Origin of the sequence: Novosphingobium mathurense (assembly GCF_900168325.1) — a bacterium.
GTDB lineage: Bacteria > Pseudomonadota > Alphaproteobacteria > Sphingomonadales > Sphingomonadaceae > Novosphingobium > Novosphingobium mathurense.
Window position 1 is genome coordinate 1 of sequence record NZ_FVZE01000004.1, and the last position, 25596, is coordinate 25596.

26 protein-coding genes are annotated in these 25596 nt (G+C 60.6%); 11 read left to right on the forward strand and 15 right to left on the reverse strand.

Features of this window, described 5'->3' with window-relative positions; genetic code table 11:
* A partial coding sequence (locus B5483_RS13285) for an RHO alpha subunit C-terminal catalytic domain-containing protein (RefSeq protein ID WP_281251245.1) occupies positions 1–786 on the forward strand: 786 nt, incomplete at its 5' end.
* Between the two features lie 41 nt (positions 787–827).
* Positions 828–1670: a helix-turn-helix transcriptional regulator gene (locus B5483_RS13290; protein ID WP_245829269.1), complete on the forward strand. Its 843-nt coding sequence runs from the start codon at positions 828–830 to the stop codon at positions 1668–1670.
* 7 nt (positions 1671–1677) lie between these two features.
* Here the strand turns inward: B5483_RS13290 and B5483_RS13295 are convergent, their stop codons facing one another.
* The 5 genes from B5483_RS13295 to B5483_RS13315 form a co-directional block, all read right to left on the reverse strand.
* Positions 1678–3666, reverse strand: coding sequence for an oxidoreductase (locus B5483_RS13295; protein ID WP_079730733.1), 1989 nt, complete (start codon positions 3664–3666; stop codon positions 1678–1680).
* Positions 3667–3843: 177 nt separating this feature from the next.
* Positions 3844–4104 (reverse strand): hypothetical protein, encoded by a 261-nt coding sequence (locus B5483_RS13300; RefSeq protein ID WP_054944299.1) that lies wholly within the window; start codon positions 4102–4104, stop codon positions 3844–3846.
* A 251-nt stretch (positions 4105–4355) separates the two neighbouring features.
* The gene (locus B5483_RS13305) at positions 4356–5159 is read right to left on the reverse strand and encodes a lipid II flippase Amj family protein (protein WP_079730734.1); all 804 of its coding nucleotides are present in this window, start codon (positions 5157–5159) and stop codon (positions 4356–4358) included.
* A gap of 42 nt (positions 5160–5201) precedes the next feature.
* On the reverse strand, positions 5202–6074 hold the full coding sequence (locus B5483_RS13310; RefSeq protein WP_054944297.1) for a sulfite exporter TauE/SafE family protein: 873 nt from the start codon (positions 6072–6074) through the stop codon (positions 5202–5204).
* 240 nt (positions 6075–6314) lie between these two features.
* Positions 6315–6515: a hypothetical protein gene (locus B5483_RS13315; protein WP_007014665.1), complete on the reverse strand. Its 201-nt coding sequence runs from the start codon at positions 6513–6515 to the stop codon at positions 6315–6317.
* 185 nt (positions 6516–6700) lie between these two features.
* Here B5483_RS13315 and treF point away from each other — a divergent pair, with 185 nt between their 5' ends.
* Positions 6701–8278, forward strand: a complete 1578-nt coding sequence (gene treF, locus B5483_RS13320; protein WP_079730735.1) for an alpha,alpha-trehalase TreF — start codon at positions 6701–6703, stop codon at positions 8276–8278.
* Here treF and B5483_RS13325 read toward each other — a convergent pair.
* A complete protein-coding gene (locus B5483_RS13325; protein WP_079730736.1) occupies positions 8275–8886 on the reverse strand; it encodes a hypothetical protein in 612 nt (203 codons plus the stop codon). The two genes, treF and B5483_RS13325, sit on opposite strands and share 4 nt — an antisense overlap.
* Positions 8887–9081: 195 nt before the next feature.
* On the opposite strand from B5483_RS13325, the gene B5483_RS13330 reads away from it, so the two are divergent.
* Positions 9082–9486, forward strand: a complete 405-nt coding sequence (locus B5483_RS13330; RefSeq protein ID WP_079730737.1) for a GlcG/HbpS family heme-binding protein — start codon at positions 9082–9084, stop codon at positions 9484–9486.
* 4 nt (positions 9487–9490) lie between these two features.
* Here the strand turns inward: B5483_RS13330 and B5483_RS13335 are convergent, their stop codons facing one another.
* The 6 genes from B5483_RS13335 to B5483_RS13360 all read right to left on the reverse strand — a co-directional run bounded on the left by B5483_RS13335 (position 9491) and on the right by B5483_RS13360 (position 12828).
* A complete protein-coding gene (locus B5483_RS13335) occupies positions 9491–10219 on the reverse strand; it encodes a DUF998 domain-containing protein (protein ID WP_054944293.1) in 729 nt (242 codons plus the stop codon).
* Positions 10220–10317: 98 nt separating this feature from the next.
* Positions 10318–10533 carry a Lar family restriction alleviation protein gene (locus B5483_RS23755; protein ID WP_079730738.1) on the reverse strand — a complete coding sequence of 72 codons (216 nt, stop codon included), beginning with the start codon at positions 10531–10533 and terminating at the stop codon, positions 10318–10320.
* A 3-nt stretch (positions 10534–10536) separates the two neighbouring features.
* A complete protein-coding gene (locus tag B5483_RS13345; protein WP_079730739.1) occupies positions 10537–11265 on the reverse strand; it encodes an oxygen-binding di-iron domain-containing protein in 729 nt (242 codons plus the stop codon).
* Positions 11266–11360: 95 nt separating this feature from the next.
* A complete protein-coding gene (locus B5483_RS13350) occupies positions 11361–11825 on the reverse strand; it encodes a nuclear transport factor 2 family protein (protein ID WP_054944291.1) in 465 nt (154 codons plus the stop codon).
* 14 nt (positions 11826–11839) lie between these two features.
* Positions 11840–12253: a VOC family protein gene (locus B5483_RS13355; protein ID WP_079730740.1), complete on the reverse strand. Its 414-nt coding sequence runs from the start codon at positions 12251–12253 to the stop codon at positions 11840–11842.
* The gene (locus tag B5483_RS13360; protein ID WP_079730741.1) at positions 12250–12828 is read right to left on the reverse strand and encodes a pyridoxamine 5'-phosphate oxidase family protein; all 579 of its coding nucleotides are present in this window, start codon (positions 12826–12828) and stop codon (positions 12250–12252) included. The genes B5483_RS13355 and B5483_RS13360 overlap by 4 nt, the downstream gene beginning before the upstream one ends.
* Positions 12829–12908: 80 nt before the next feature.
* Between B5483_RS13360 and B5483_RS13365 the strand changes: the two genes are divergently transcribed.
* Positions 12909–13814, forward strand: coding sequence for a LysR family transcriptional regulator (locus B5483_RS13365; protein ID WP_054948022.1), 906 nt, complete (start codon positions 12909–12911; stop codon positions 13812–13814).
* A 326-nt stretch (positions 13815–14140) separates the two neighbouring features.
* Here B5483_RS13365 and B5483_RS13370 read toward each other — a convergent pair whose 3' ends face one another.
* The gene (locus tag B5483_RS13370) at positions 14141–14803 is read right to left on the reverse strand and encodes a TetR/AcrR family transcriptional regulator (RefSeq protein ID WP_079730742.1); all 663 of its coding nucleotides are present in this window, start codon (positions 14801–14803) and stop codon (positions 14141–14143) included.
* A gap of 354 nt (positions 14804–15157) precedes the next feature.
* On the opposite strand from B5483_RS13370, the gene B5483_RS13375 reads away from it, so the two are divergent.
* Both B5483_RS13375 and B5483_RS13380 read left to right on the forward strand, forming a co-directional pair.
* Positions 15158–15580, forward strand: coding sequence for a DoxX family protein (locus B5483_RS13375; protein WP_079730743.1), 423 nt, complete (start codon positions 15158–15160; stop codon positions 15578–15580).
* Positions 15574–16419 (forward strand): nuclear transport factor 2 family protein, encoded by an 846-nt coding sequence (locus tag B5483_RS13380; protein WP_245829177.1) that lies wholly within the window; start codon positions 15574–15576, stop codon positions 16417–16419. Before B5483_RS13375 ends, B5483_RS13380 begins: the two co-directional genes overlap by 7 nt.
* Positions 16420–16540: 121 nt before the next feature.
* Here B5483_RS13380 and B5483_RS13385 read toward each other — a convergent pair whose 3' ends face one another.
* Positions 16541–17497 (reverse strand): ThuA domain-containing protein, encoded by a 957-nt coding sequence (locus B5483_RS13385; protein WP_245829179.1) that lies wholly within the window; start codon positions 17495–17497, stop codon positions 16541–16543.
* A gap of 24 nt (positions 17498–17521) precedes the next feature.
* Positions 17522–18976, reverse strand: a complete 1455-nt coding sequence (locus B5483_RS13390) for an MFS transporter (RefSeq protein ID WP_245829181.1) — start codon at positions 18974–18976, stop codon at positions 17522–17524.
* 250 nt (positions 18977–19226) lie between these two features.
* On the opposite strand from B5483_RS13390, the gene B5483_RS13395 reads away from it, so the two are divergent.
* From B5483_RS13395 to B5483_RS13410, 4 genes are all read left to right on the forward strand, one after another.
* On the forward strand, positions 19227–21599 hold the full coding sequence (locus B5483_RS13395) for a TonB-dependent receptor (protein ID WP_245829183.1): 2373 nt from the start codon (positions 19227–19229) through the stop codon (positions 21597–21599).
* A 108-nt stretch (positions 21600–21707) separates the two neighbouring features.
* Complete coding sequence (locus B5483_RS13400) at positions 21708–22391, forward strand: gluconate 2-dehydrogenase subunit 3 family protein (RefSeq protein WP_245829185.1); 684 nt, start codon at positions 21708–21710, stop codon at positions 22389–22391.
* Positions 22392–22401: 10 nt separating this feature from the next.
* The gene (locus tag B5483_RS13405) at positions 22402–24087 is read left to right on the forward strand and encodes a GMC oxidoreductase (protein ID WP_079730747.1); all 1686 of its coding nucleotides are present in this window, start codon (positions 22402–22404) and stop codon (positions 24085–24087) included.
* A gap of 253 nt (positions 24088–24340) precedes the next feature.
* Positions 24341–25444 carry an LLM class flavin-dependent oxidoreductase gene (locus B5483_RS13410; protein WP_054948015.1) on the forward strand — a complete coding sequence of 368 codons (1104 nt, stop codon included), beginning with the start codon at positions 24341–24343 and terminating at the stop codon, positions 25442–25444.
* The last annotated feature ends 152 nt before the right edge of the window (positions 25445–25596 follow it).

Genomic DNA, 25596 nt, shown 5'->3' on the forward strand with positions numbered 1-25596 from the left:
CGCGTGGCCAAGGAAGTGCCGGCAAACTGGAAGGTCGTGATGGAAGCCTTCATGGAGGCCTGGCACACCATCGTCACCCACCCGCAGCTGCTGCCTTTCACCGGGGACTGCAATGCGGGCTATCGCACTTATGGCGACAATGTGAACGTCAATCTCGTGCCCTTCGGGATCATGAGCCCCCACATTGCCGAAGGGCAGGGCGAGCAGTGGATCGTCGACGAATTCGCCAAGTACAACGGGCGCTCATCGGACAATTACGATCCCGAAGCGGACCCAATGGCGATCACGGTTCCCGAGGGGAAAACCGCGCGTGAGGCCCTCGGGGAGGCGATGCGTGCGGTTTATACCGACCAGACCGGCTACGATCATGCAGACGCCAGCGACTGCGAATTGCTGGATGGCCTCGTCTATAACGTCTTCCCGAACTTCGCGCCGTGGGGCGGTTTCATGCCGAACATCGTCTATCGCTGGTTTCCGGGAGAGACGCCCGATACCTGCGTGATGGAAGTGCGCATTCTTGCCCGCGTCAAGAAGGGCGAGCCGATGCCGCACGGCGCTCTGCTCAGGTACCTCACGCTCGACCAGAAATGGACCGAGGCACCTGAGCTGGGAATGCTGGGAGAGGTTTTCGAACAGGACATGGAGAACCTGCCGTATGTCCAGGCAGGGCTGAAGGCTTCGAAGACGGGCGAGGTGAACTACGCCAACTACCAGGAAATACGCATTCGGCAATTCCAGGACACGATGACGAAGTACGTGGCGGGAGAGCCCGGCGACAGGGCCTGATCACGTGCCGAAGAGGAAGAGGAGGAGGCAAGATGATCTCAATGAGCAGGCTGGCGGCGAGGCCGCGACCGTCATCGGTGATCGAGGTCGAATTCAGGCGCGAGCGCTCGCCTGTAGGCGAGCTGACTCTGGCCGAACTCGATGCCGTGCGGATTTCCGGTGAGAGCGACATCCGCCCTGCCGCCGAATTCCTGCGTGACCTTGCGGCGGCCAAGGGGCTGCGCGTCGCGTGTGCGCATGACCTGACGGACAAGCGAACACCCGTGGATGCGGCGGGCAACGTGCTGGCCCGGGATGTCTTCGGCTGGGGCGGCGACGAGGAAGTCTGGTGGCGCAATTCGCGCATCGCCCTGCAATCGCCGATCACGATGGCCTGTCGGTTCGAGACCGAACCCTTCTGGGTCAATGCCGAGGGCTTCCATGCGCACGCGGCGAACCATTATCTCGACGCGATCGACCTTGTCGATTTCGCGGCGCGGGCCCTGACCAGCGCTGCTATCGTGGTGCCGGTCCACATGGCGTTCGGCCAGATCGGCGTCGTCTGCCTGACGCCGCAGGACCAGTCGCGCACGGACCTGTCCGATATCTTCGCCGCCCACGGCGACATGCTGGCGATCTATTCGCGGCTCTTCGTGACGACTTACGTCAAGTTGATGGGCGGGGCGAGAGCGCTGCCTTCGGGCGCATTGCTGTCGAAGCGAGAAGTCGAGTGCCTGCGCTGGGCTGCGCTGGGCAAGACGGACCTGGAAATCGGCATGATCATCTCGCGCTCGCGCGCGACCGTGCGGTTCCACATCCACAATGCCTCGCTCAAGCTCAACGCGGTGAACCGTTGCCAGACTCTCTTCAAGGCTTCGCAACTGGGCTACATTACCCTGGGGTGAGGCCGTATTAAAGGCTGCGTGCGGCCATGTGCCCCTCGCGGATCGCGGTCTGCAGGTAGCGCGGGCTGCGCACGTCTCCCACCGCGATCACGGGGAAGGGGGCATCGGCCAACCCGTCGATCAGGTCGCGGTTGGGTGCATTGTGCGAGACGAACACGACCGTATCGGCATCGACATGGAATGCGCCGCCGCCAAAGCGGTGCCGCACCTCCACGCCGCCGTCGCCTACCGAAAGCAATTCGCCATAGGTGATCAGGCGCAGGTTTCCGTCTGCGGCCAGCCGTTCGAGCGCGGCTTCATCGCTGAGTGCCGGTTCCAGGCCGGGAGCGAAGGACTTGTGCGGCGTGACGAAGGTTACTGCCAGGCCCCTGGCGACGAGGTATTCTGCGGCTGCGACCGCCTCGTAGTGCCCGGTATCGTCGAACACGACGGCACGGCTGCCCCAGTTGCGGTTGCTGCCCTCGGTCAGCACTTCGTGGCTGGAGACGACGGAAGCATGATCCATGCCCCTGGCCAAGAGGCCCGGCGAGCGATGCTGCGCGCCATCGAGCCGAGGCAACGAGCCGGTTGCCACGATGACGGCATCGGGTGCGTAGTCCGCGATGTCCTCGGCATCGACGTAGGTCGACAGGCGGATGTCGACGCCGCAGCGCCGCACCTCGCGTTCCAGCCAATGGACGATATCGGCGATCCCTGCGCGTCTCGGTGCCAGTGCGGCGATATTGACTGCACCGCCCAGGTGCGGAGAGGCTTCGGCCAGTACGACCGTGTGTCCGCGCATGGCGGCGACCCGGGCGGCTTCGAGTCCGGACGGACCGCCGCCGACGACCAGCACCCGGCGCGGGTTCTCCGAAGGTCCGATGAGATCCTCCGATAGCGTGGCCTCCAGCCCGACCGCGACATTGACGGTGCAACCGATCTGTCCGCCTGTGAGCAGGCCGCCAATGCAACCGTGGTTGCAGCCGATGCAGGGGCGCACGTCATCTGTGCGTCCTTCGATGGTTTTGCGCACGATGGCAGGATCGGCGATGTGCGCGCGGGTCATGCCGACAAGGTCGCCATCGCCTTCGCGGATCACCTGTTCGGCTTCCTCAAGGGTGCGGAAGCGCCCCGTGACGATGACCGGGACCTTGCTGGCATGGGCAGCCGGACGATCGCCCTCCAGTTCGTAGCCGGCCGGCTCGTGCATGGCCCCGATGATCTTGTGCGGATTGTAGTCGGTGCCCGAGGAGAGGTTCAGGAAGTCGATCAGGCCCCTGTCTGCAAAGTGGTCGGCGATGCATTTGATGTCCTCGGGCGAAAGCCCGCCTTCGAACGGCTCGCTGCTCAGGCGGACGCCCAGGGCCATGGTCTCGGGGATTGCCGCACGGACCGCTTCGAGGAGCCTGACCGGAAGGCGCATGCGGTTCTCGAAGCTGCCGCCGTAGGCATCCTTCCGCCGGTTGTAGAGCGGCGAGAGGAACTGCTGCAGGAGATAGCCGTGTGCCATGTGCAGTTCCACGCCGTCGAGTCCGCCATCGGCGCAGTCCCGTGCCGCCCTGACGTAGCATTCGACGAGGAAATCCATCTGCGCGAGGCTCATCGCCTGAGACGGGATGCCGACCATGGCTCCGACGCTGTCCGACGAGGACCACGGAGGCGAACCGTCCAGTTCAGGAATCTCGTTGCCGAGGTGGCCGATTTGCTGGAAGATCTTCATGCCATACGGCGCGCACAGCGCCACGAGATCCCGGTAGCCTTCAACGAGGCCCGGCGCGCCGGAGACGAGGAAGGGATAGGCGCTGGTGCCCACGGCCAATGCTTCGATGATGGTCAGTCCCACGCCGCCCCTGGCGCGCTCGACGTGATAGGCGATCAGGGCAGGATTCATCGTGCCCTTGCCGATCCCGGTACCATGCCCGGTGCGAACCACGCGGTTCGGGATATGGATAGGCCCGATCGCGATGGGCGACAGGACGCGTGAAAGGTTGGCGGGCGCGTTTTCGACCGGATGCATGAACCCTCTCCCTTCGTTGCAACACCCGCTTTTCGTGGGGCCTTGCCGCAGTGTTCATTTGAGGGGAGGAGCAAAGTTCGTGCAACCTGCCAAATGACTAGTCGAAGCGCATGGACGCCGACGTCAGCTGGCAGGAAGCCTTGGGAAAGGAGTTGGCTTGGCCCTGTGTGCGGCGGGTCAGGCTGAAATCGACTGGACCCGCAAGTGGTCGCTTACATCGATGACCGTCAGTGAATTGCCTTCCAGTCGGTCGAGATCGCCAAAGGCCTTTTCGATGGCTGCGCGCTTTTCCAGGATCAGGCGCGCGACGCCCTCGGTCAGGCCGCCTTCATCGCCGACACGCCCCAATGCGGCCGCGATGTCGGCTATGATGGCGCTGGACGGCTCGTGGTGGAGATTGCCCTTTTCGTCCCTGTAGGCTTCGATAACGGATGCCATAATCTGCTCCTCGCCATGGCCCGCGCAATGTCATGGCGAGCCGGGTTCAACACGGATATTGGCAACCCTCGCGGCGGGAGAATCGTTCGTCTCACGCAGAGGTCAGAATAGCGCAAAAGAGCCGGAAGAGTTAGCTTTTGCGACGAGCTGACGGTCCCACTTGCATTCCCCAATCCTTTCAGGGGGCTACTGTAGCGGCCGTCGTGAAACGGCCGAATGTGTGACCGAAATGGGACGATCCTGCGCTGCGATCACACCACGAAGGCGATCCAGGCGACGAGGCTTGCGGCAGGTACGAAGAAAGCCTGCGCGAGCACGGTTCCGGCAAGGCGGCTGAAGCTGATCCAGATGATCGTGCGGCGAAACAGCGGATCGCTGACCCGGCCTTCCACGACATCGTCGGTCATCACCGAGAGCTGCGGATCGATCAGGGCGAAGAGCAGGATCGTCGCAAAGCCATTGATCACTGCAGACAGCTGCGAGGCGGTGACGCGATATTGCGGATTGAGGTATCCGGCATAGAGCGAGGCGAGCACACCGACCGTGATAAGCGCCTGGGCCAGGCAGTTGGCCACCAGTACGCCCCACCCCACGCCCCGAGGTTTGGTCAGCTCGCGGATGTGCTCATAGCGCGGGGCGCGGATCGAGGTGCGGATCGAGCGCAAACCGGCCGGCGATGCAGCGCGCAGCACCATGCGGCTGGTCGAACGATGGCGCTGGAAATAGCCGATGGCATTGACGAAGAGGCGCTGGCTGGTTGGGATCAGGGCGATGCCGAGGGCCACGGCCAGCGTTGCCGACATCAGCACCATGCGAAAGTCCCCCAGCAGCGCATCGCCGCCACCAATCGCCAGCCGGCTCTCAATCCGCTTGGCAAGAAAGGGCCCCAGAAAGCTGTTCGAAGTGCGGCTGACGAGGACGAGGATGTTGAAGAGCGCAAAGCTCATCGCGATCCTGCGCGTGCGCACCCCGGCGATGCGCGCTGCGTAGGCCAGCGTTCCGATCAGGTTGATGCCTGCTGTCAGCAGACAGATGACCACGAGTTGCACGTCCATGCAGTCAAACTTTCAACTGGCCGGGCAATCCGGTCACCGGCGTCACTTCTGACCTGAGCCGTTGGGTGCCGCAAGAGTGCTGCCCGCGGAACTTGCGGATGACTTCGCTCCGGCCTCGACAGGCGTGGTCGCCTTGACGAAAAGCTGCCACGACGACAGTGCCAGGACGATGGCGAGCAAGGGCCTCAGGATCTTTTCGGGCGCGCGGGTGGACAGCATACTGCCGACGATGACCCCCGGAATGGAGCCGACGAGCAGGTTGGTCAGCAAGGTGCCGTCGACGTCTCCGATGATCCAGTGTCCGACGCCGGCAATCAGGGCGAGCGGCACGGCATGGGCGATGTCCGAGCCGACGATGCGGACCATTGGCAGGCGTGGATAGAGCATGAGCAGGACCGTTACGCCGATCGCGCCGGCACCTACCGAGGAGATCGAGACGGCAACGCCGATCGCCGCGCCCAACAGGACCGTCGCGCCGGTCACCCGGGATGTCGGTTCGAGCGGTCCACGGTCCTGCGCGAAGCGCGCAAGGCGGCTGCGGAAGATCACGGTGCAGGCGGTGATCGCAAGAAGAACCGCCAGTGAAAACAGGATGATATGTTGGCTGTAGTCGCTGACCTTGCCAAGATGGGCGATGACGGCAAGCGTCAGGATCGTGGCGGGAATGCTGCCATAGGCGAGCCTGCGCACGATCTTCCAGTCCACCGTATCGCGCCAGCCGTGAACCGTCGTACCGGTGATCTTGGTTATCGCGGCATAGAGCAGGTCGGTGCCGACCGCCGTCTGGGGGCTGACACCGAACATCAGGACCAGCAGTGGCGTCATCAGCGATCCACCGCCGACGCCGGTCATGCCGACGAGCAGGCCGACCAGAAGCCCTGCCAGGGCGTGAAGCAGATCCAGTTGATCAAGCATGTTCCAAAACCCCCCTAATTCAGGGCACGCGTGCGAATCTCTCTGTCCGTTCGTCCGGTGTCCCTTGAGAAGGATTTAAACTCTACAAAATAAATAGACAAATGGAGATTCGCTTTCACGGCGTGAAGAGCAGGTTTGCCTGAAGCGGACGGTCTGCGGCCCATGACGCAGACAAGGCAGGGCTTGCGCCCTGCCTCGTGGCGGGATGGAATGTTCGTTGTTCGCTTGCGCGCGGGGGGATCAGCTCTTGGGCGTCACCCAGACTTCGACGGGGGTGATGAACTTGCCGGGGGCTGGCTTGCCGACATGAACCCGGTCGGCGGTCACCTGCTCGCCGTTTTCGAGGTGGAAGGTAACCCACGGCTTGGGCATCCGCTCGAATTTCATCTTCTGGATTGCAAGTCCGGTGGTCGAATTCATGATCGTGGCAATGATACTCATGCCGGGCCGTTAGCCGTGCCGCGATTGCCGCGTCCAGTCGGTCCAGCGGGTTATCCTGTGGTTGGGATGGTCCCGCGCCCTGCTGTTTTCCTCGCAGCATATGCAAGGCCGCGGTGGCCGATTTCTGCGTTACGGCGCTTTGGGTTATGTCATGATTCTGCAAAGCCAAAGGAGGAGATGACGCGATGAGGCAGGCCGTGCGTCGTTTTTCGAGACTGGCCGCGCTCGCGCTGGTTGGTGTCGCGCTGGGCAACGCGCCGCCGCCGCCGCCGTCGCCCGCCGACCTTTACGGCGATCTCTTCGTTGCGGTGCAGGAGCGCCGCATCTTCGATGACAACAAGACTTTCGCCGATGCCGTCCCGCGGGAGCCGCCTGCCGAGATCATGGCCGACTACAGCGCTGCGCCGCCAGTGGACGATGCGGCGCTCAAGTCTTTCGTCCTCGAACGCTTTACCGTGCCCGGGGTCAACGATATCGGCAAAACGGGCCTGCGCGCGCATATTCGCAAGCTCTGGTCCCAACTGGTTCGCCAGCCGGCACCCGTAGTCCCGGGGGAATCGCGCATCGCGTTACCGGGTCCCTATGTCGTGCCCGGTGGCCGCTTCCGCGAGATCTATTACTGGGACAGCTATTTCACCATGCTGGGCCTTGCCGCCGACGGCGAACATGCACTGGTGGAATCGATGCTCGGCGATTTCACCAGCCTGATCGAGCGCTTCGGCCACATCCCGAACGGCACGCGGACCTACTATGTCAGTCGATCGCAGCCGCCCTTTTTTGCCCTGATGCTCGATTTATCGAAAGAGCCAGACGCCAAAGTGCAGGCGCGCCGCTTGCAGGCGCTGCGCATTGAATACGCGTTCTGGATGGCTGGCAGTGCCTGCGCCCGGCGGCAGGGGGCTTGCCTGCGCGTCGTGCGGATGCCCGATGGCAGCCTCCTCAACCGCTATTGGGACAACCGCGACAGCCCGCGCGATGAATCCTTTGCAGAGGACAGGGCAAGCGCGAAGGCAGCGTCAGGCCGTCCTCACGGGGAGGTCTATCGCGATTTGCGCGCTGCTGCGGAAAGTGGCTGGGACTTTTCCTCGCGCTGGCTGGGTAACGGCAAGACGCTTGCCACCATACGCACGACGGATGTTGTCCCCGTCGATCTCAATGCGCTGCTATGGGCCATGGAGAGGCGCATCGCACAAGGCTGCGGCGCGGCAGGCGATGGCACTTGTGTGCAGGATTTCGCGCAGCGCGCGGATCGCCGCAAGGCGGCAATGGATCGCTTTCTGTGGCAAGCGGGCGAAGGCCATTATGCCGACTGGCTGCTTGCCGAAGGACAGCCCTCGGTCGCGCTTTCGGCCGCGACGCTTTATCCGCTCTTCGTCGGCATGGCTTCAAGGGAACAGGCCGATGCGGTTGCCGATCTCACCCACGCGCAACTGCTGGCACCAGGTGGGCTCAGGACCACCCTGAACCGCACCGGCCAGCAATGGGATGCCCCGAACGGCTGGGCGCCGCTGCAGTGGATCGCGGTGAGCGGCCTCGATCGCAATGGCCATGGGGAGCTTGCCCGAACGATTGCCTCGCGTTGGATCGCGACTGTCGCACGCACTTATCAGGAGACGGGAAAGATGCTGGAGAAGTACGACGTGGAGGAAAGCCTGCCCGGCGGCGGCGGCGAATACCCGCTGCAGGACGGCTTCGGCTGGACGAATGGCGTCGCCAGCGCGCTGCTCGATCGTTACCCCGCGCTCGATCGCGCGGCGCCTTAGTCGGTGGCCTCATCCTTGTCGGCGTTGGCCTGCGTCATGACCTTGTAGGCGCCTTGCATCAGCGCGGTGACTTCGTCACTGCTCAGGACATATTGCGGCTCGTAGCCGAGGCCAACGCGTCCCGTGTGGCGCCACAGATCGACGTAGAGACCCTTGTTGGGGCCGAACGTCGAGAGGATATGCCGGGCAAGCCGTGCGGGTCCCACGCTGGAATAGGCGGTGCGGAAAATCAAAATGTCGACGATGTAGGGGCCGACCATCGCCCAGACGTGGCCGTTCCAGTCCGGATTGGAGGTGGCGAAGACCTGCGCTCCGTCGATGGGGTGCCGATCCCCGAAGACCGGAACGCCCTCGACTGACAGCGTGCCGGCGACGAGATAGACCGGCGCGCTGAGGCGCCCTTCCAGGCTCACGGCAAGGGCGGCGCTCATCAGGGCGCATGTACCCGGGACCGGAGGAAATACCTTGAGCAAATCGACCGCACGTGCCGACAGCGCGGCGCGATCGCTGTCCGACATCCGGTAGGCTTTGAACGCCTTGGCCGCGGGCCATCCGTGGTCGACGGATACGAGCTTTCCGAGCTGTTCGAGATTACGGGCAATCGACATGCGGGCCCCCCTAGGCGCATCGTTGCGGGGACGCCAGTGGGATCGATCGTCGCGACGCCTTCGCGCCTTTCGTCTGTCGACAAGGCGCGCATTCGCTCTGGTGCACATCGTCCTCGCTGCTAAGGGCTGTGCCCTTCACCTCACCAGATCCGCTCCGATCATTTCGGTCGGAGCGATCAAGCCGAATGGAAAGTCATGAAAACCAAGCACAGTCTCGAAGCCGCCGACGTCAAGGCGATCCTTGCCGCCGCCGAAGCCGAAGCCGTCAGGAACGGCTGGGCCGTGGCGATCGCCGTCGTGGATGACGGGGGACACCTGCTTGGCATGCTGCGCCTCGACGGAGCCTCGCCGAGTACCGCGCACATGGCCCCGGCCAAGGCGCTGACCTCGATCATGGGGAAGCGCGAGTCGAACGTCTACGAAGATATGATCAACAACGGTCGCGTGTCGATGCTGTCGGCACCGGGCATGGGTGCGTTGCTCGAGGGCGGCGTGCCGATCGTGGTCGATGGCGATTTTGTGGGCGCAGTGGGCGTCTCCGGCGTGAAGTCCGATCAGGACGCCCAGATTGCCAAGGCGGGCATCGCCGCGATCCTCTGACGGGTCAGGTCGCGCCGGTCTCCGCCGGCGCGGCCGCTTCGAACCTGGAACCGGCGACCAGGAGCGTCAGGCCCGTTACGACCTCCCATGCAGTAATCGGGTAGATGCTGGCGCGCTCGAGCACGCCGTCTGGCAGCATGGTAATCCCACCGGTCCGGTTCACTTCGAGCAGGGCCAGACTGCCCAGTCCGAACAGGCCGAGCCCGGCACTGGCCCTGCGCCACGCTGGAGGCAGGCCAAGCCGCCGTGCGAGAATGGCCGCAGCGATCAGCGCGAGGTTTCCGCCCAGAATCGCCATGGCTGCGCCAAGCACATGGTATCGATCGATGCCTGAAGCCAGTTCGCGACTGCCGCTGTGGACCAGTCCGACCAGCACCGTTCCGCCCGAGTGAATGAGGGCTAGTGCCAGAAAGATCGCAGCCCACGGTTTCACGCCGCTTCCCGCACCGACTTTCGCCCTTCGCGCGAGCTGTGTGGCAACCACGCTCGCCGCGGCGAACAGCGCGCCGTCGAGAATGAACCCGCACCAGTTCATGACCCAGGCAAGGCCGGAGCGCAGCACGCGATCGTCGATGACATCGGCATAAGGCACGCCAAGGTCGCTGACGTAGTTGCTCGCATAGCTGTAGTTCGGGAAGGCCGCCGCGGCGATCGTCTCGGCTGACAGGTAGGACAGGCCTGCAAGGAGCCAAAGCCAGCCGGCCAGGCGCAATTGATGCGATTTACCGTTCATTTGCCATGGGTGCCCTGATCCGGCGTTCAATTCCAGTCGCATCCGGGCTGGAAGCGCCAGTTTCGGACCGGGGTGGGCATTGGTCTATGCCGCGGGCCTCAGGCTCTCCTGTTCCAGAGCCTTGCTGCTTCCTCGTGCTCCGATCGGGGCGGCCCTTCTGCGCCGCATGATCTGCACATGACGGAGAAATGCCGCGCGTACACGTGTTCGAAGTAACCTACGTCTTGTGAGCCGCAGAAAGGGCACGCTTTCAGTTCGCGGCAGGCTGGGCCGGAAAAAGGCCGCGGTTGATCGCCGGTTGCCGTCCCGCGCATGGTTCAGGCGGCCAATGCCCTTGCGAGTTCCCCCAGAAGCCGTTCACCGTCGCCGCGCCAGGCGCTGCCGTGCATGCAGGCCAGCACCTGCGGCTTGCTGGCGGCCAGCCGGGCCAGAGTAGGCCCGGTCTCGGGACCGTGGGCATAGTAGTCCATGACCCGCCGGAACGCCTCGCTGGGGCCAAGGATGTCGCCTTCGGTAAGGACTTCCTCGCCTTCGCCGGGCTGCGTGAACAGGTCGCCGCAAAACAGGGTGCGCGTGACCCTTTCGAACAGGAATCCGTTGTCCCAGCCATGGGGCACGTGTGGGGCATCGAACCACTGCACTTCCCGGCCGCCCAGATCGAGTACCTCGCCTTCTGGCAGGACCTTCGGCGCGCGGCTGGCGATGTCGCCGATCGATGTCATTGCGCCTACTGCGCTGCAAAGCGGCACGGCGTCGGGCGCGCAGGCGAGCCATTCGTTGAGCGAACCGCACTCGTCCGCTTCCATGTGGCAGAAGCCCACATAGCGAAGCCGCGAGCAGGGCATGACCTGTTCGACAGCCTCGCGTACAACCGGGAATAGCTGATGCGGGCCGGTATGGAAGAGCAGAGGCAATTGCGCCTCCACCAGGTATTGGTTGAAGGAGAAGGCGGTGTTTTCGTCTATCGCCACCGGCGTATTGATGCGCCAGATCCCTTCTGCCACTTCGCCGATGTTGGTGCGGGTTTCCTTGTTGGTCATGCCCATCGCGCAGGACTCCTTACGCGTATCGCCCTGTTAGTCCCGCTTTATGCGCCTATTCGCCGCATCTGTCTTCCTCGATATGACTGCATGGCTCGCGCTCAAAGGCCCAAATCGGAAAGGCCCGGATGATCGGCCGGTCGGGATCCACTGGGCCAGTGGAACAGGCGATCCTCCTGTGCGATCGGCAGGTCGTTGATGCTGGCGATGCGCCGCTCCATCAGCCCGTCGGGGGCGAACTGCCAGTTCTCGTTGCCGTAGCTGCGGTACCATTGCCCGGCATCGTCGCGCCATTCGTATGCAAAGCGCACGGCGATGCGGTTGCCATCGTGAGCCCAGAGTTCCTTGATCAGGCGGTAGTCGCGTTCTTTCTCCCACTTGCGGGTCAGGAACGCCTCGATCGCTTCGCGACCCTGCAGGAACTCGCTGCGATTTCGCCAGATGCTATCGGGCGTATAGGCGAGGGCGACCCTGGCAGGATCGCGACTGTTCCAGCCGTCTTCGGCAGCCTGCACTTTCTCGGCGGCACTGGCGGCAGAGAACGGGGGCAAGGGCGGTCGGGACATGGTTCGGGCTCCTGTCATGCAAAAGGTGTCGCGAATTCGACCCGAATGCCGCCGGGCATCGCACAGATGAAATGCCTTGTACGCGATCCGGCACGGATCGGCTCGGGGGCAAATTCGATGCGCGTGCCGGGATGGGTGCGGACACGCTCGAACACTATATTCAGCCGTTCTTCGTCAGCCACGCGCAGGGCGAGGTGATGCAGGCCGATGTTGGCGCGCCGGTCGAAGTCGCGTGCCGACTGCGGATCCGCAACTTGCCACAAGGTCAGCAAGGTGGTGCCATCGGATACGAAAGCGGCCGGATAGTCCGGCACTTCGCCAACGCGTTCGAAGTCGAGGGCATCGATGAAGAATCCGCAGGCTTCCTCGAGGTCGCGCACGGCAAGGCCCACGTGATGGGCGCCCTGTGTCAACTTCGTGGAATTCATATCTGTGGCCATTCTCCGCTCCTTTGCATGTTGGCAATGTCCCGTGCCGTCCAGCGCGGCGTAATGTGCTGCGGGCAATTCCAGTCGAAGGCCACGACATCGATGACGAAGGCGCCTTCCGGTGCCGCCGAATAGCCCTCCGGCATCAGTGCCAGGACCGTTTCGGGATCCTCCGAAAGCGCGATGCGACTGGCATGGCCGATCAGCTTGAGCCGTCGCCGCGCCGGATAGTCGACGAGCATTAGCGCCACGCGATCCTCCTTGGCCACGTTCCCGGCCGACATGTACTGGCGGTTCCCGCGAAAGTCGGCAAAGCCGATGCGATTGCTGCCCAGGTGATGCAGGAAGCCGGCCGGGCCTCCGCGATGCTGGACGTAGGGCCAGCCGTCGGCGGTGACGCTGGCCAGGTAGAAGCTGTCGCGTGCCGCGATGAACTCAGCCTCCCGTTGTCCAAGAGGATCGGGAAGCCCATCTGCGCGCGCTTCCATCGCCGCGTAGGAATCGCGCGATCCGGCCCGCGCCTGCATGGCCCTCGATGCTTTGCCGAGCATGGTCGTGAGATAGTTCGCTGTCATGGCAACACGATTAGCACTGGTCAGTTTCTGCGATAATTGCCAGATATTGGCAGTCACTATTTCATGATGTGAAATTATCCATGGATCGATTTGAGGCCCTGAACACTTTCGTCGAGATTGCGGAGCACGGGAGTTTTGCCGGTGCTGCCCGGGCGCTTGGCCAGTCACCGGCGAAGATGACGCGCACCATCGCGGCGCTCGAGGCGCATCTTGGCGTTACCCTGTTTCACCGCTCGACCCGGACGGTGGCCCTCTCGCACGAGGGGGCAGCCTTGCTGGAGCGCGCAAGGGGACTGCTTGCCGACTTGCGCGAGGCCGAACATCTGGTGATGGGCCGCGGCGGCGCGCCGCAGGGGGAATTGCGCGTGACCGCGCCGGTCCTGTTCGGGCGCATGCATGTCCTGCCCGTCGTGGCGGGGCTGCTGGCCAGCCATGCCGGCCTTTCGGCAAGGATGCTGTTGCTCAACCGTAATGTGCGAATCGTCGAGGAAGGTATCGACGTTGCAGTACGTATCGGCGAACTGACCGACAGCACCCTGATGAGAGTGCAGCTTGGCGCCGTGCGGCAAGTGATTGTCGCGAGCCCCGGTTACCTCGATCAGCGGGGAATGCCGAAGCAACCTGCCGATCTGGCCCGGCATGACTGCATAGACGGCTCCTCGATCAGGCCGGACAATGTCTGGCGGTTCGGTCAGGACAAGGCGCTAAAGGTTGAAGTGCAGCCCCGGCTGGTCATCAACGACATTGCCGCGCGCATTGCTGCAGCCGAGGCGGGAGCCGGCGTGGTCAACGTGCTCAGTTATCAGGTTGCGGGGGCGCTACGTGCCGGGCGATTGGTGAGCCTGCTCGATGATCAGGCGCCACCGGCCTTGCCTGTACAACTCCTCTACCATTCCAGCCGGGCGGCCATGCCCGCAGTGCGCGCCTTCATCGAAGCCATGCGAGAGCGAGCCTCAAGAGATTCATGGCGCGCCAACCGTTGGTGAGAACTGGCGGCCAGGCACTGCGTCCCACATACGATGATGGCGCCTTGGAGGCGACGGACCTTCGACGGGATAGGGGGGCAACTTCTCCGGCACGCAAGTTACTTCAAAAGCGGCCAGCGAGAGCGGGGTAGAGTGGCTGCTTGCCGCAGATCAGGTGCTCAACGTACTCCTGTGCCGGAAACGGAAGATGCCTTGGCACTGATGATAGCCTTCGAAGCGACGTTCCTCGACTGCCGGTGATACGCCAAGGGATGACAATTTACTTGGACTGACTCGGGTAGGTCCTTTGATGAACGAGCTGCTCTTCGACTCCAATAAGCCAGTGCTCAATTATCCGTGCATAGATAGGCTAGAACCATTTTGCCCAGTTCACGTTTGAGCATATCCCACTGGTAGTGCTGTTCGGCGCCGCCATTCGGGCTCAGGTTCAGCCCGCGTGCCAGTACGGCATATATGATCTGATACGCCGCAAATACTTTCATATCGACCTGGCCTGCGATTTCGCCAGAGAAGCTCGTTATTGCCTCAGTGAATTGCGTGATGGAATGCTGGGCTGCGGCCCGACCGGATTCCTTGATCACCGGATCATCCTCTGCCCTTTGCATGCTGAGGCGCAATATCGGCGCATTGCCTTTCAGGATCTCGGCAAAGCCATCGGTGTAAGCTGGAATGAATTCTTCCAGGCTGGTCGCTTTAGCCATCACTTGCTTGAGCAGGACGTCTTCTGCCGCCTGGATCTGGGCCAGCGCCTCGGTAATGACGGCGCGGACGAGATTATCTTTCGAGTTGAAGCGCAGATAGATCGAGCCGATGGAGACCTTTCCGAGCTTCTCGACATCGATCAGGGTAAAATCTTCGCTGCCGCGCTCCAGCATCAGCGCGCGGGCGGCAGCGAGCATTCTTTCAAGTGTCGCCTTGCTCCGACTTTGTTGCGGAGTTCGGGCTGACGTTTTTGTGGCTCGTTCTGCGACTTTTGCTCGATCGGACATGCATCAACCAAACAGTATTATAACCGAAACGTCAATTTTTATTAATTCTTTGAAAGCAGTTTTTTGTGGGGACGCGGACGACCCGGTATCACACCGGCATCGGGCACAATTGCGCCGATTACACAGTCCGCCGCTCGTCAGCCAAGTGTCTCCGTCATCCATCATCGTTGACAGCCAAGTCCGCCTTGTATGAAACTAAAATACTAGTTATAGAGTTTCGGAGGGAGAGATAGGTATGGCGCCGCCGAAGAACAGACGGGGTTTCGAGTTTTCAGTGGATGTTGTGGCCGTCGAAATCTCTTCGTGGAAGTTGTTCGTGGCCCCGGAGCCATCGCGCCGGTCGTGGCTTCAAAGATGAAGGTCTACCATCCGTTGGCAGGTCGTCTGATCGCCACACTCCTGGCATTTCCGCTGGCCGCCTTCTTCATCTTTGTCGGATGGAACAAGACCTTTGCCGCGCTTGAGGAATTGCGACAATACGGGGCGTGGACAATCTGGCTGCCTGAAGCGTTAGGGCGTGCGGTTGGCCTGAGCGAGATCTTGTGCGCCGTTCTGCTCCTCGGTGCCGTTTCTGTTCGCACGCAAGTCGTGGCCCGCACCGGCGCTATGTTGCTTATCCTGAACCAATTGATCGCGGCGCTTTTCCATGCCGCCCACGGTGAGATCGGCGCTCTTCCACAGAACGCTATCCTCTCACTCGCCCTGATTGGTGTGATCGGGCTGACCGGCATTTCGTGGAAGAAGATAACTTCAAAATGGGAGAAGTCTGAATGGTGAAGAAAGTCATGTGGCGGATCGCCGCATACAGCATGCTCGCGTCAACCTGCCTGGCCGGTCAGGCGGCGTGGGCTGCCGGCACTGAATCGGGGCAGGTCGCCAAGCTTGAAGCCAAGGTCGCCGAATTGCAGAAGACAGCACAGGCCAATGCGGATCGCGCCGATGTCGAGAACCTGTTCTCCCGATACATGTATCTGCACAATGCGTTTCAGGATAACCAGATCGTTTCGCTGTGGGCCAAGAAGGGTACTCCGGATATACGCTCCCAGTATTCGAACCTCGGCGTTTACACCAATTGGGACAGTATCATGTCCTACCATCGTGACCGGCCTTCTCCGATCGGGAAGCTGCTGTTCCACTATGTGACGACGCCTGTCATCGAAGTGGCTGGCGATGGCCAGACGGCAAAGGGCCTATGGATAGTCAATGGTCTCGAGTCTGGCCTCACCGATCCCGAGCACGCGAAGAACATGCCCGACTGGATGTTCGAAAAGGAAATGGTCGACGGCAAGAAAGTCTGGATGCACAACGTCTACCTCAAGTACGGCATCGACTTCATTAAGCAGGATGGGCAGTGGAAGATCTGGCACTTCCATTGCTTCGAGGTTGCGCGCGCGCCTTACGGGATGGGATGGATCCCGTTCGCCGCAACTGCCCAGGACGATTCCTTCAACGTCGACCTCATGTATATGGGGGACGATGGCAAGCCGGTGTTCATGCCCAAGGCGGACGGCCCGGCGTCGGTTCCGAACAATACTTACCGCACCGACACCGCGCAGAGATTGGAAGCGCGGCCGCCAGAACCCTATCGCACGTTCAGCGAAACTTTCGCGTACTAGGTTAGCGACTGTAATTGAGAAGGGCCCGCCATGCCTTACCGGGCATGGCGGGCTCTTTGTCGTTCGCTATCGGCGGGGATTGGTCGTTCACGGAACCGTAGCGATGGCTCAGAGGCCGTTGTCAGGGAGAGGTTGGAAAATCCGCTGCATCATCGGGCACGGACAGCGTCACCTTACCCGTCCCGGCCCATTCCGTTCCGCGCAGGATAAGCGTCTGCAGTCCGGCGAAGTGGAGTGATACTTCGTCGTGGCCGATGGTAATCGAGAAGACACGTCCCTTGCCGTAGTCCTGCGTCCATACCTGGGGATGATCGGCATTGATGCCGTGCATCTTCGCCAGCTTTTCCTTGGTGTAAGCCCCTGCCGGGTATTTCGGGCCGGCCAGCTTCGGGTCATAGCTCGCTGCGGCATCATGCGCTGTGGCGAGAACATGAATCTTCGCGCCGGGCGCAAAACTCATGTTCGTGTACATGTCGTCGTTGTAGGTCCATACATATTCGCGCATGCCAGCGGTAATTGGATGCTCACGGTCGACGATATGCACCGGGAATGCTCCGGGTGGAGAACGTCGGCTCGAGCCCGGCTCCATGACGGCTCCGATCAGATCCCGGTATTCGGGCCAATTGTAGCCCCAGGTGAATGAGGAATGGTAGGCGACCAGGCCGCCGCCTTGCCGGACGTAGTCGAACAGCGCCTTTTCGGCTTCGGGCGACCAGCGGTGCTCCTCCTTGTCGTCATAGACCCAGCGCGAAGAGTAGTTGAGGATTACAACGTCATAGGTTTTCAGCATGGCTAGGCTGCCATGGTCGAAATCCTCCGTTATCCTGACGTCGAAGCGGCCGCTGTCCTGTAGCAGGGTGCGCAACATGTTGTCGACGCCAGTCCAGTCGTGCTCATAGCTGTTCTGACCGCTGATGATAAGGACGCTGATCCGCTTCTCGGCTGGATCAACCGGAATGGCAACGCGCTGTACGGTTTCGGGTGGGCGATAGGGTGGGTGGACGATGACCTGTGCCACAGCCGGAACAGTGAGCATCGCAATGGCCGCGCCGGTTGCTGCGCTTCTCAGTAGGTTCACAAGTTTCTCCCTCTTTGAGGTATGTCAGGGCTGCGCGGATACGCAGTCCAGCTCCTCGTATTCGGTGGTTTCGCCACGTGACTTGCTCGTTCGCCCGATCGGCCAGAACAGAATGCAGATCAGTTGCAGGGTCAAAAGTACGATCGGCCAGCCGTAGTAAGACCAGCGGATCACGCTGCGTGCCTCTTCGGTAACCGCTTCGGGCACATAGTTGGCCCAGGCAAGGCAATAGGCGATTGCCGCAGACCCTACCGCCATGCCGATCTTGGTTGCCAGGCTGACCCCTGCAGACAACAGGCCTTCGTAGCGCACGCCAAAGAGTTTCTCATGGAAATCTACTGCTTCCGCAATCATGGTGAAAATGGCGGTGATCGTAAGCGAAGTTGTGATCGAGGCAGCGAAGTAGACCGCAAGGAAAGCAAGTGGCGCGGATTCGAGCCACGGCAGCAGCGAGAAAAGTCCGACTGATACCAGCAGGGCGCCTACGCAGCCCGATCGAATGCCCGTTCGCGAAAGGATTGGCGGAGCGATGAAAGCCGATAGCAGCAGCATTCCGGAAATGGCCGGCAGCATGACGGAAATCATCCACGGCTTTTTCAGGACATCTATAGCGAAGAAGGCCGTTACGGAAATCATGGCGCCGAAGCGAACGAAGTAGAGCAAGGTGAATACGAAGGCGACCCACCAGGCCTGATTGCGCAACATGTCGCGGATGGCTGGCAGGATCGGGAAATCGGCTGTTGTGGTGCTCTGATGACGTTCGCGGCAGTTGCGGAAGAGCGAAAGCAAGGCGATCAAGGACAGCGCCGAGAACAGCAGCGCGACATAGAGGAAGCCCTTATGTTCATCCCCGCCGCCAAACAGCGAGACCAGAGGCATCGTTGCCGCAGTGCCCAGGATCACCGATACCGAGGTCCCGATCGAGCGCATGGAACTGAGCTTCAGCCGGTCGTCAGTGTCCGGCGTTATCATCGGAAGCATGGCAGTGTAGGGTATCGACCCGAAGGACATCAGAATGCCCAGCAGATTGAACGTTACGAATGCCCAGGCGAGTTTGCCGTATTCCCCCCAGTCGGGCACCATGAAGATCATGACGAAGACAAGGCTGTACGGTAAGGCAGTGAACAGAATGTAGGGCCGTGCTTGGCCCCAGCGTGTACGTGTCTTGTCGACGAGAATGCCAACGCCCATGTCGACGGCAGCATCGAAAAGGCGGGCCGTGAGGAAAATCGTGCCAACAGCGCCCGCAGGCATCTTTGCAACCACGGTGTAATAATAGAGCAGGAACGCGCCGACGGCATTGTACGGCAGGCTGTAGCCGAAATCTCCAAAGCCGTAACTGATGCGTTCCACCAGGGAGAGCTTGGCACCTTGGCCAGCCGATCCGTTGCGAGTCATCGTTTCGTGCCACTTTCCGACACGGTGACAAGGATTCTGCCTAAATGCTTGCAATTCACTGCATTCTCCCGAGGTTCGCACGCATCCGGTCGTTCGGCCGGATCATTCTTATTGGCTTTTGAGACTCGCTCGGCCCCTTTCCGTTAAAACTATAATGCTGATTTTTGTTTGTCGATGGGAATTTTCATCGATCAATCCAGCCAGACCTGCAAGGTCTGCTTGACATGCTCATGTTGCAAACGATATTAAAACACTAATTACATTACGGGCGAAAAATCGTTCGAACAAAATGGGAGGATGGAGGATGTTGCTATTAAATAGAGCAATTCTCATGGGGGGTGTCAGCCTGCTGGCAACTGGCCTGGCAAACGTAACGCCGGCGGCCGCGCAAGCATCTGTAGAAGAAGACAATTCCAATATTATCATTGTTACGGCCCAGAACCGTGCCGAGAACGTCCAGGACGTTCCCATCGCTATGGATGTCGTCGGCCAAGAGAAGATCGCGCAAGCCGGCTTCAGCAATGCCAGCGACCTGGGCAAGATTTCGCCTTCGGTTCAGATCAACGAGGATCAGGGCCAGGTCAAGATCTCGGTTCGCGGCGTGGGCACCACGTCCAGCGACGAAGCGCAGGACACTTCGGTTGTCGCGAATGTCGATGGTGAATACATCAATCGCCCTAATGCCTTCAGCGTCGCCCTTTTCGACCTCGAGCGTGTTGAAGTCCTGCGCGGCCCGCAAGGTACGCTGTACGGGCGTAACTCGACTGGCGGCGCCGTCAACTTCATCACCCGCAAGCCTGGGAAGGAGTTCGGGCTCAACGCTACCGCCAGCTATGGCAACTACAATGCCATTCGCCTCGACGCGGGTGTCGACCTGCCAATCGGCGAAATGGCCGGTGCACGAATCGCAGGCTTCTACGACGACCGCGATGGCTATGTGAAGCATCCCGCCGGTGGCGGCTTCTTCGTCTTCCCTGCTTACGAGGCCGGCCGCTCGGACGATAACCAGTCCTACGGCGGGCGTCTGTCGCTACGCTTCGATCCAACTGACGCCCTGTCGGTTAACCTGGCAGGCGAATATGCAGAACGGCACTTTCGACCAGCCATCTTCGCTGCGGGCGATCTCAATGCCCCCGGCAATGGGCCGACCGGACCGGGATGCAATGCAGCTGGCTTCGAAACTGTGGCGCCCGACTATGGGCTGACTCTTTGCGTTCCTTCGAACACAAACCTGCTGAGCCAGATCGATCGCAGCGAGTATGACGCACCATTCTACGGACTTGGCTCAGGACTTGACCAGAAAACCTGGGCGCTACGCGGCCGCGTCGCCTACGAATTCGGGCCCGAAGCCACGCTGACGTACATCGGGGGCTATCGCGACTTCAAGCAGGGCGATCCCAGCGGAAACGAGTACCTTACGCTACCCGTGGTCTACCGCTCCTACCAGTTTCAGGACGATGCCAAGACACAGAGCCACGAACTGCGCCTGAACGGAACTATAGGCGGAGTAATCTACCAGGTGGGTGGATTCTATTTCAAGGAGAAGCTCGCCCGCGAAAGCGGATTCCTCCTGCCGAGCTTCATCTTTGATCAGCCTCCTGGCGGGCCAGGTACGTTCCTCAGTTATTTCCGGCGTCTGGTCGACAGTGAAAGTGCATCCGCATTCGGTCAGGTCGAGGTTCCCATCACCGAAAGTCTGACTGCTGTAGGTGGCTTGCGCTACACGCATAACAAGCGTTCGGCACTTTATCTCAATGCTTCACCATTCGGGAATGGTCCGCCGGATTTCGCGCTTCTTGGAGCTGGTTCTGACCGCAAGGACTTCGCAGACCTCGCGTATGTCCAGACGCTCGATCTCGGTAGCAAGGAAAGCAAGGTAACCTGGCTTGCCGGACTCAATTGGAAGCCTGACCCCACGACCCTCGTCTACGCAAAGGCTACGACGGGCTTCAAGGGAGGGGGCTTCGATTCGGTCGGTACCTACAAGCCCGAGACCAATACGGCCTATGAGTTGGGCATCAAGAAGAACTTCGGCGACAGGGGGCAGCACCAGTTTAATCTGAGCGGCTTCTACTACGACTACAAAGATCTGCAGGTTTCAGTGCTGCTCGATACCACCGTGGGTAACCAGATCTTCAATGCCGGTAAGGCGACGATCTGGGGGGTGGAAGCAGAGGCCGCGATTGAGCTGAGTGAAAACGATCGTTTCAACGCGAGCTTTAACTATCTCAATTCGCAGTACGACGAGCTGTTTGCTCAGTTTAACGTCGTTTGCGTTGGATGCGGCCTGAATGGAATCGGCGACCTCGATCCGATCGCACCGGGAGTGCAGCAGCCCAGCTTTGCGGGCAATACGACTCCGTTCTCGCCCAAGTTCATCATCACCATGGCATATGAGCACGTGTTCGATCTTGGCGAAGCCGGCAAGGTTACCGCCCGAGCCGACACCTTGTTCAAGAGTTCGTATTTCACTGATTTCTACAATTACCGCGACGGCAAGCAGCGGGCATTCACACAATCGGGAGCGAGTCTCGAGTACAAGCCGGACAACGGCAAATTCAGTGTAACGGCCTTCGTCCGGAACATTGAAAACAAGCGGCCACTGACGTACGGCAGCTTCGTTTCTGCCGGTCCGGACGATATTTTCAACTGGCAGTTCGGCGCGCCAAGGACTTACGGTATACGCGTCGGCGTTGATTTCTGATCCGATTGGAGCTGTGTGGTTTGGGGGGCGGAGCAAGGCTCTGCCCCCTTATTTTATGCAGAGCATGGGCAGACATTTTCCGCTGTAACTATAACCAAAATTATAATAATGAACGGTGACTCGGCGCCAGAAGTCGGGCTGTGGGAGAAGTATCGGGTCATGACGCAAAATGCAGCCACTGGGATGCGTCGCCGCGAATTCGCCGGCGGTCTTGCATTGTGGAGCTTAGCCTTGGGCATACCTGCAGCAGCGGTTCAATTCTCCAATCCTGAAGATCTGGAAGCAACGAGCGACCTTCAGCGGCAAATGATCGCAGGTGTCAGTGATATCGTCATCCCCAGGACCGATACACCAGGAGCAGGAGAGCTGGGCGTCGGCGATTTCGTCATTGTCGCCCTTGCGCACGGTCTTGAAGGATCGCGGACACCCTTGGCGACAGGCGATGTGTCGGCCCTGACGCCCTTCACTAGGCCTGATGGTTCCTTGCGGCATCTGCAATGGCTTGAGCACGACCTTGGGATCAGGGGTAGCGGCCATTTCATGACATTCTCGCCGCAGCGGAGAAAGACCCTCTTGAAAGCACTCGATTCAGAAGCATTCGGTCAGGACCGTCCGCATCATCCCTGGCGTACGATCAAGGCGCTCATCCTGACGGGGTATTATACCACGGAAGTCGGCGGCTCGCAGGAGCTGGGCTACGAACCCGTTCCCGGGCGCTGGGATCCGGACTTGCCAATCAACCAGGATGATCGTGCCTTCTCTAGCGACTGGACTGCCTTGGATTTTGGCTAAGGAACTAAGGATGGATTTTGACGCGATCGTGGTCGGCTCGGGCATCACCGGAGGTTGGGCCGCCAAGGAATTGACTGAAGCGGGCCTCAAGGTGCTCATGCTGGAACGGGGGCGCAATATCCGACACCAGGTCGACTATGATCGAGAAACAAAGGCACCGTGGGAAATGCCGTTTCGGGGCATCGGCGACATTGAGATGTACAAGCGGGAATACCCGGTTCAGATGCTCAATCGACACTTTACCGAGTTCACCGAGGATCATTTCGTCAGTGACAAGGATAATCCCTATGCGACTGCTGCGGACACGGATTTCACCTGGTTCCGCAGCTATCAGCTCGGAGGACGTTCGCTTACATGGGGGAGGCAGTCCTATCGTTGGTCGGACTATGATTTCGGCGCAAACAAGCGCGACGGACACGGTACCGATTGGCCGATACGCTACGCCGATCTGGCACCATGGTATGACCACGTAGAAGAATTCATCGGTGTCTCGGGCGCGGCAGAGGGACTCGCTCAACTTCCCGACGGCAAGTTTCAGCCCCCCATGGCACTCAACGTCGTTGAACAGCACCTGAGAGAGGTGATCGGTGCGCGTTGGCCGGGCCGCTGCCTCACTATCGGCCGCACCGCGAATCTCACGCAGGCGAAACCTGAGCAGGGCAGGGCACATTGCCAATATCGCAGTATCTGCGCGCGCGGTTGCTCCTATGGCGCCTACTTCTCGACCCAATCTTCGACGCTCCCAGCCGCGAGTGCGACTGGTCGACTGACCGTGATCACCGACGCGATCGTCGAGAAAGTCGATGTCGATCCGAAGAACGGGCGCGTTACCGGCGTGCGCTGGATCGACGCGAAGAACAACGAGCGCAAGTCGGCCGCGGCGCGGATCGTTTTCCTCAATGCCGGCGCATTCAATTCCGTGCAGTTGATGCTGCAGTCGGCATGTGAATCCATGCCGCATGGCCTCGCCAATTCAAGCGGGGTTCTAGGCACGCATATCATGGATCATGCCAATACACTTTCGGCCGCCGCACTGATGCCCGGCTTCGAGAATCATACGACATTCGGCAATCGCCCGACCGGGGCCATCATTCCGCGCTATCGCAATCTCGATGAAATTGACGGGATTGGTCACACCCGAGGCTTCTCCTTCCAGGGTGGAGCCATGCAAAGCACTTGGACAAGGGCAAAGCGCGAAGCCGGAGTCGGGAAAGAATTCAAGACCCGTATGCATGAAGTTGGACCATGGCGGGCCGTGCTTGTTGGCTTCGCCGACTGTGTGCCGCGTGCGCGAAACCGTCTCACGCTCCATCGATCGCGGACTGACGGGCGAGGTCTTCCCCTTCTCAATGTCGAATTTTCGTTTGGCAAGGAGGAGCTCGCAGCGCTCGCGCAGGCAAAAGCCGAGGCTGCCGAGATGCTTACGGCTGCCGGAGGACAGGTGATCATGGGATTTGATCGCCCGGGGCCTGGAGGCACAGCCATCCATGAAATGGGTGGCGCGCGCATGGGGTGGGATCCCAAAACGTCCGTGCTGAACAGATGGAGCCAGTCTCATGACATTCCGAACCTGTTTGTCACCGACGGTGCACAGATGAGTTCGTCGGCCTGCCAGAATCCGTCGCTCACGTACATGGCGCTTACTGCCCGTGCTTGCGATGCCGCGGTCAAGATGCTCCGCGAAGGCGTGATCTGATCTTGGCGGTATCAAGGGCCGTAGGTGGGGACTGAATAATGGCTGGCGAATACGGCTCGAAGCTGTCCGATCACAGGACTTTTCGTGCGCTGCCCACGCTACTGAAGAATATCTGACGAAAAGCAGGCCCTCGGCTGAAACGGTGTTGACAGCTTCGACGCTCCGGCTAATAACTATAACAACAATTCTAGTTTTGAACTGATTCTGACGCCTGTCCGGTTCGGTGCCAGAGTGAGTCTTGTGAGAGGTCCTGATGCGCTTTTCTGTTTTCCTTAATGCCCGCTCGCTTGGTCCCGAGCAGGACCGCAAGCTGATGAAAGACCTGGAAGGCCATGCCAAACTGGCCTCCAACCTCGGTTTTGACGCGATCTTTCTGCCGGACCACCACTTCAATGGCTATATGCCTATCGCCAGCGACAGCTTCATCTACGCGGCTTACCTGGCCGCACAGATGCCGGACATGCACTTTGGCTTCTCGGTCGTCTCCGTGCCGCTGCACCATCCCGTGCGCCTGACGGAACGGATCAATCTTCTCGACCAGATCACCGACGGCAAGCTGCTCGTTGGTGTCGGTTCGGGGACGACGCCCGAGGAAATGATCGGCTTCGCAGTCGATTATCGGAATGCCGGGCCAATCTCTGAAGGTAACCTTGCCATCGCCGAAAAGCTCTGGGCCAAGCGTATGGAGGATCCCGCTGTCGAAATCGACAATGGTCCGTACCAGGGCAAGGTTCTGCAGCGCATCACGCCTGCGCCTTATTCCAAGGGCCATGCCCGGTTGATGCCGGTCGCCATGAAGGAGGCGAGCGCGAGGCGTGCCGCAGAGAATGGCTGGCCGGCGTTCATACCGGCATTCACGCCGCCGAAGATCGGCGGCACCGAACCGTTCCTCCACGTCAAGAAGTGGTTCGACATATACAAGGGCATGCTGCTCGAGGCCGGACATGATGAGGCAACCGTCAAGTCGGCCCTCGACTGGACGACGCACACGTATCAGGCTGTACACATTGCCGAAACCGACGAGCAAGCGCGCGAAGAGCTTGAGATTATCCTGCGCGGTTATCAGGATGCGGTAGATCGTGAAAACGCCTTCAATCGTCGCGCAGAAAGCGATGAGGCAAATACCAAGACTGACCGGACGCCCAACGCCCTCGATGAGGACTATATCGGAACCTGGTGTCTCTATGGCTCACCGGAAACGGTTATCGAGCATCTTCGTCCCTACCAGGAATTGGGCATCGGCAATATTCTTTGCGGTACGACGACCGGTCCCCTGACCGACCAGCGTCTTGCCTTCGGCAACCGCACGATCGAACTCATGGCAAGCAAGGTCATGCCAGCCCTGGCGAACATGTAAGTCGTTTGACTAACCTGCGCCTGCTTCACGATTCAACCTGACGCAAAGAACGTCCCGATCGATCGGCAGTCCGCAAAACCGGGTGTTTCGGCGTTTCTCTATCTAGCTCAACAAACCCTGAGAACGCCGATGCCGCCATTGGGTGCTGAACT

Excerpts from the sequence above, each read along its gene's own strand:
- B5483_RS13290 (WP_245829269.1), top strand. The coding sequence starts at position 828 with ATGAGCAGGCTGGCGGCGAGGCCGCGACCGTCATCGGTGATCGAGGTC.
- B5483_RS13295 (WP_079730733.1), bottom strand. The coding sequence starts at position 3,666 with ATGCATCCGGTCGAAAACGCGCCCGCCAACCTTTCACGCGTCCTGTCG.
- B5483_RS13300 (WP_054944299.1), bottom strand. The coding sequence starts at position 4,104 with ATGGCATCCGTTATCGAAGCCTACAGGGACGAAAAGGGCAATCTCCAC.
- B5483_RS13305 (WP_079730734.1), bottom strand. The coding sequence starts at position 5,159 with ATGGACGTGCAACTCGTGGTCATCTGTCTGCTGACAGCAGGCATCAAC.
- B5483_RS13310 (WP_054944297.1), bottom strand. The coding sequence starts at position 6,074 with ATGCTTGATCAACTGGATCTGCTTCACGCCCTGGCAGGGCTTCTGGTC.
- B5483_RS13315 (WP_007014665.1), bottom strand. The coding sequence starts at position 6,515 with ATGAGTATCATTGCCACGATCATGAATTCGACCACCGGACTTGCAATC.
- treF (WP_079730735.1), top strand. The coding sequence starts at position 6,701 with ATGAGGCAGGCCGTGCGTCGTTTTTCGAGACTGGCCGCGCTCGCGCTG.
- B5483_RS13325 (WP_079730736.1), bottom strand. The coding sequence starts at position 8,886 with ATGTCGATTGCCCGTAATCTCGAACAGCTCGGAAAGCTCGTATCCGTC.
- B5483_RS13330 (WP_079730737.1), top strand. The coding sequence starts at position 9,082 with ATGAAAACCAAGCACAGTCTCGAAGCCGCCGACGTCAAGGCGATCCTT.
- B5483_RS13335 (WP_054944293.1), bottom strand. The coding sequence starts at position 10,219 with ATGAACGGTAAATCGCATCAATTGCGCCTGGCCGGCTGGCTTTGGCTC.
- B5483_RS23755 (WP_079730738.1), bottom strand. The coding sequence starts at position 10,533 with ATGCGCGGGACGGCAACCGGCGATCAACCGCGGCCTTTTTCCGGCCCA.
- B5483_RS13345 (WP_079730739.1), bottom strand. The coding sequence starts at position 11,265 with ATGGGCATGACCAACAAGGAAACCCGCACCAACATCGGCGAAGTGGCA.
- B5483_RS13350 (WP_054944291.1), bottom strand. The coding sequence starts at position 11,825 with ATGTCCCGACCGCCCTTGCCCCCGTTCTCTGCCGCCAGTGCCGCCGAG.
- B5483_RS13355 (WP_079730740.1), bottom strand. The coding sequence starts at position 12,253 with ATGAATTCCACGAAGTTGACACAGGGCGCCCATCACGTGGGCCTTGCC.
- B5483_RS13360 (WP_079730741.1), bottom strand. The coding sequence starts at position 12,828 with ATGACAGCGAACTATCTCACGACCATGCTCGGCAAAGCATCGAGGGCC.
- B5483_RS13365 (WP_054948022.1), top strand. The coding sequence starts at position 12,909 with ATGGATCGATTTGAGGCCCTGAACACTTTCGTCGAGATTGCGGAGCAC.
- B5483_RS13370 (WP_079730742.1), bottom strand. The coding sequence starts at position 14,803 with ATGTCCGATCGAGCAAAAGTCGCAGAACGAGCCACAAAAACGTCAGCC.
- B5483_RS13375 (WP_079730743.1), top strand. The coding sequence starts at position 15,158 with ATGAAGGTCTACCATCCGTTGGCAGGTCGTCTGATCGCCACACTCCTG.
- B5483_RS13380 (WP_245829177.1), top strand. The coding sequence starts at position 15,574 with ATGGTGAAGAAAGTCATGTGGCGGATCGCCGCATACAGCATGCTCGCG.
- B5483_RS13395 (WP_245829183.1), top strand. The coding sequence starts at position 19,227 with ATGGGGGGTGTCAGCCTGCTGGCAACTGGCCTGGCAAACGTAACGCCG.
- B5483_RS13400 (WP_245829185.1), top strand. The coding sequence starts at position 21,708 with ATGAACGGTGACTCGGCGCCAGAAGTCGGGCTGTGGGAGAAGTATCGG.
- B5483_RS13405 (WP_079730747.1), top strand. The coding sequence starts at position 22,402 with ATGGATTTTGACGCGATCGTGGTCGGCTCGGGCATCACCGGAGGTTGG.
- B5483_RS13410 (WP_054948015.1), top strand. The coding sequence starts at position 24,341 with ATGCGCTTTTCTGTTTTCCTTAATGCCCGCTCGCTTGGTCCCGAGCAG.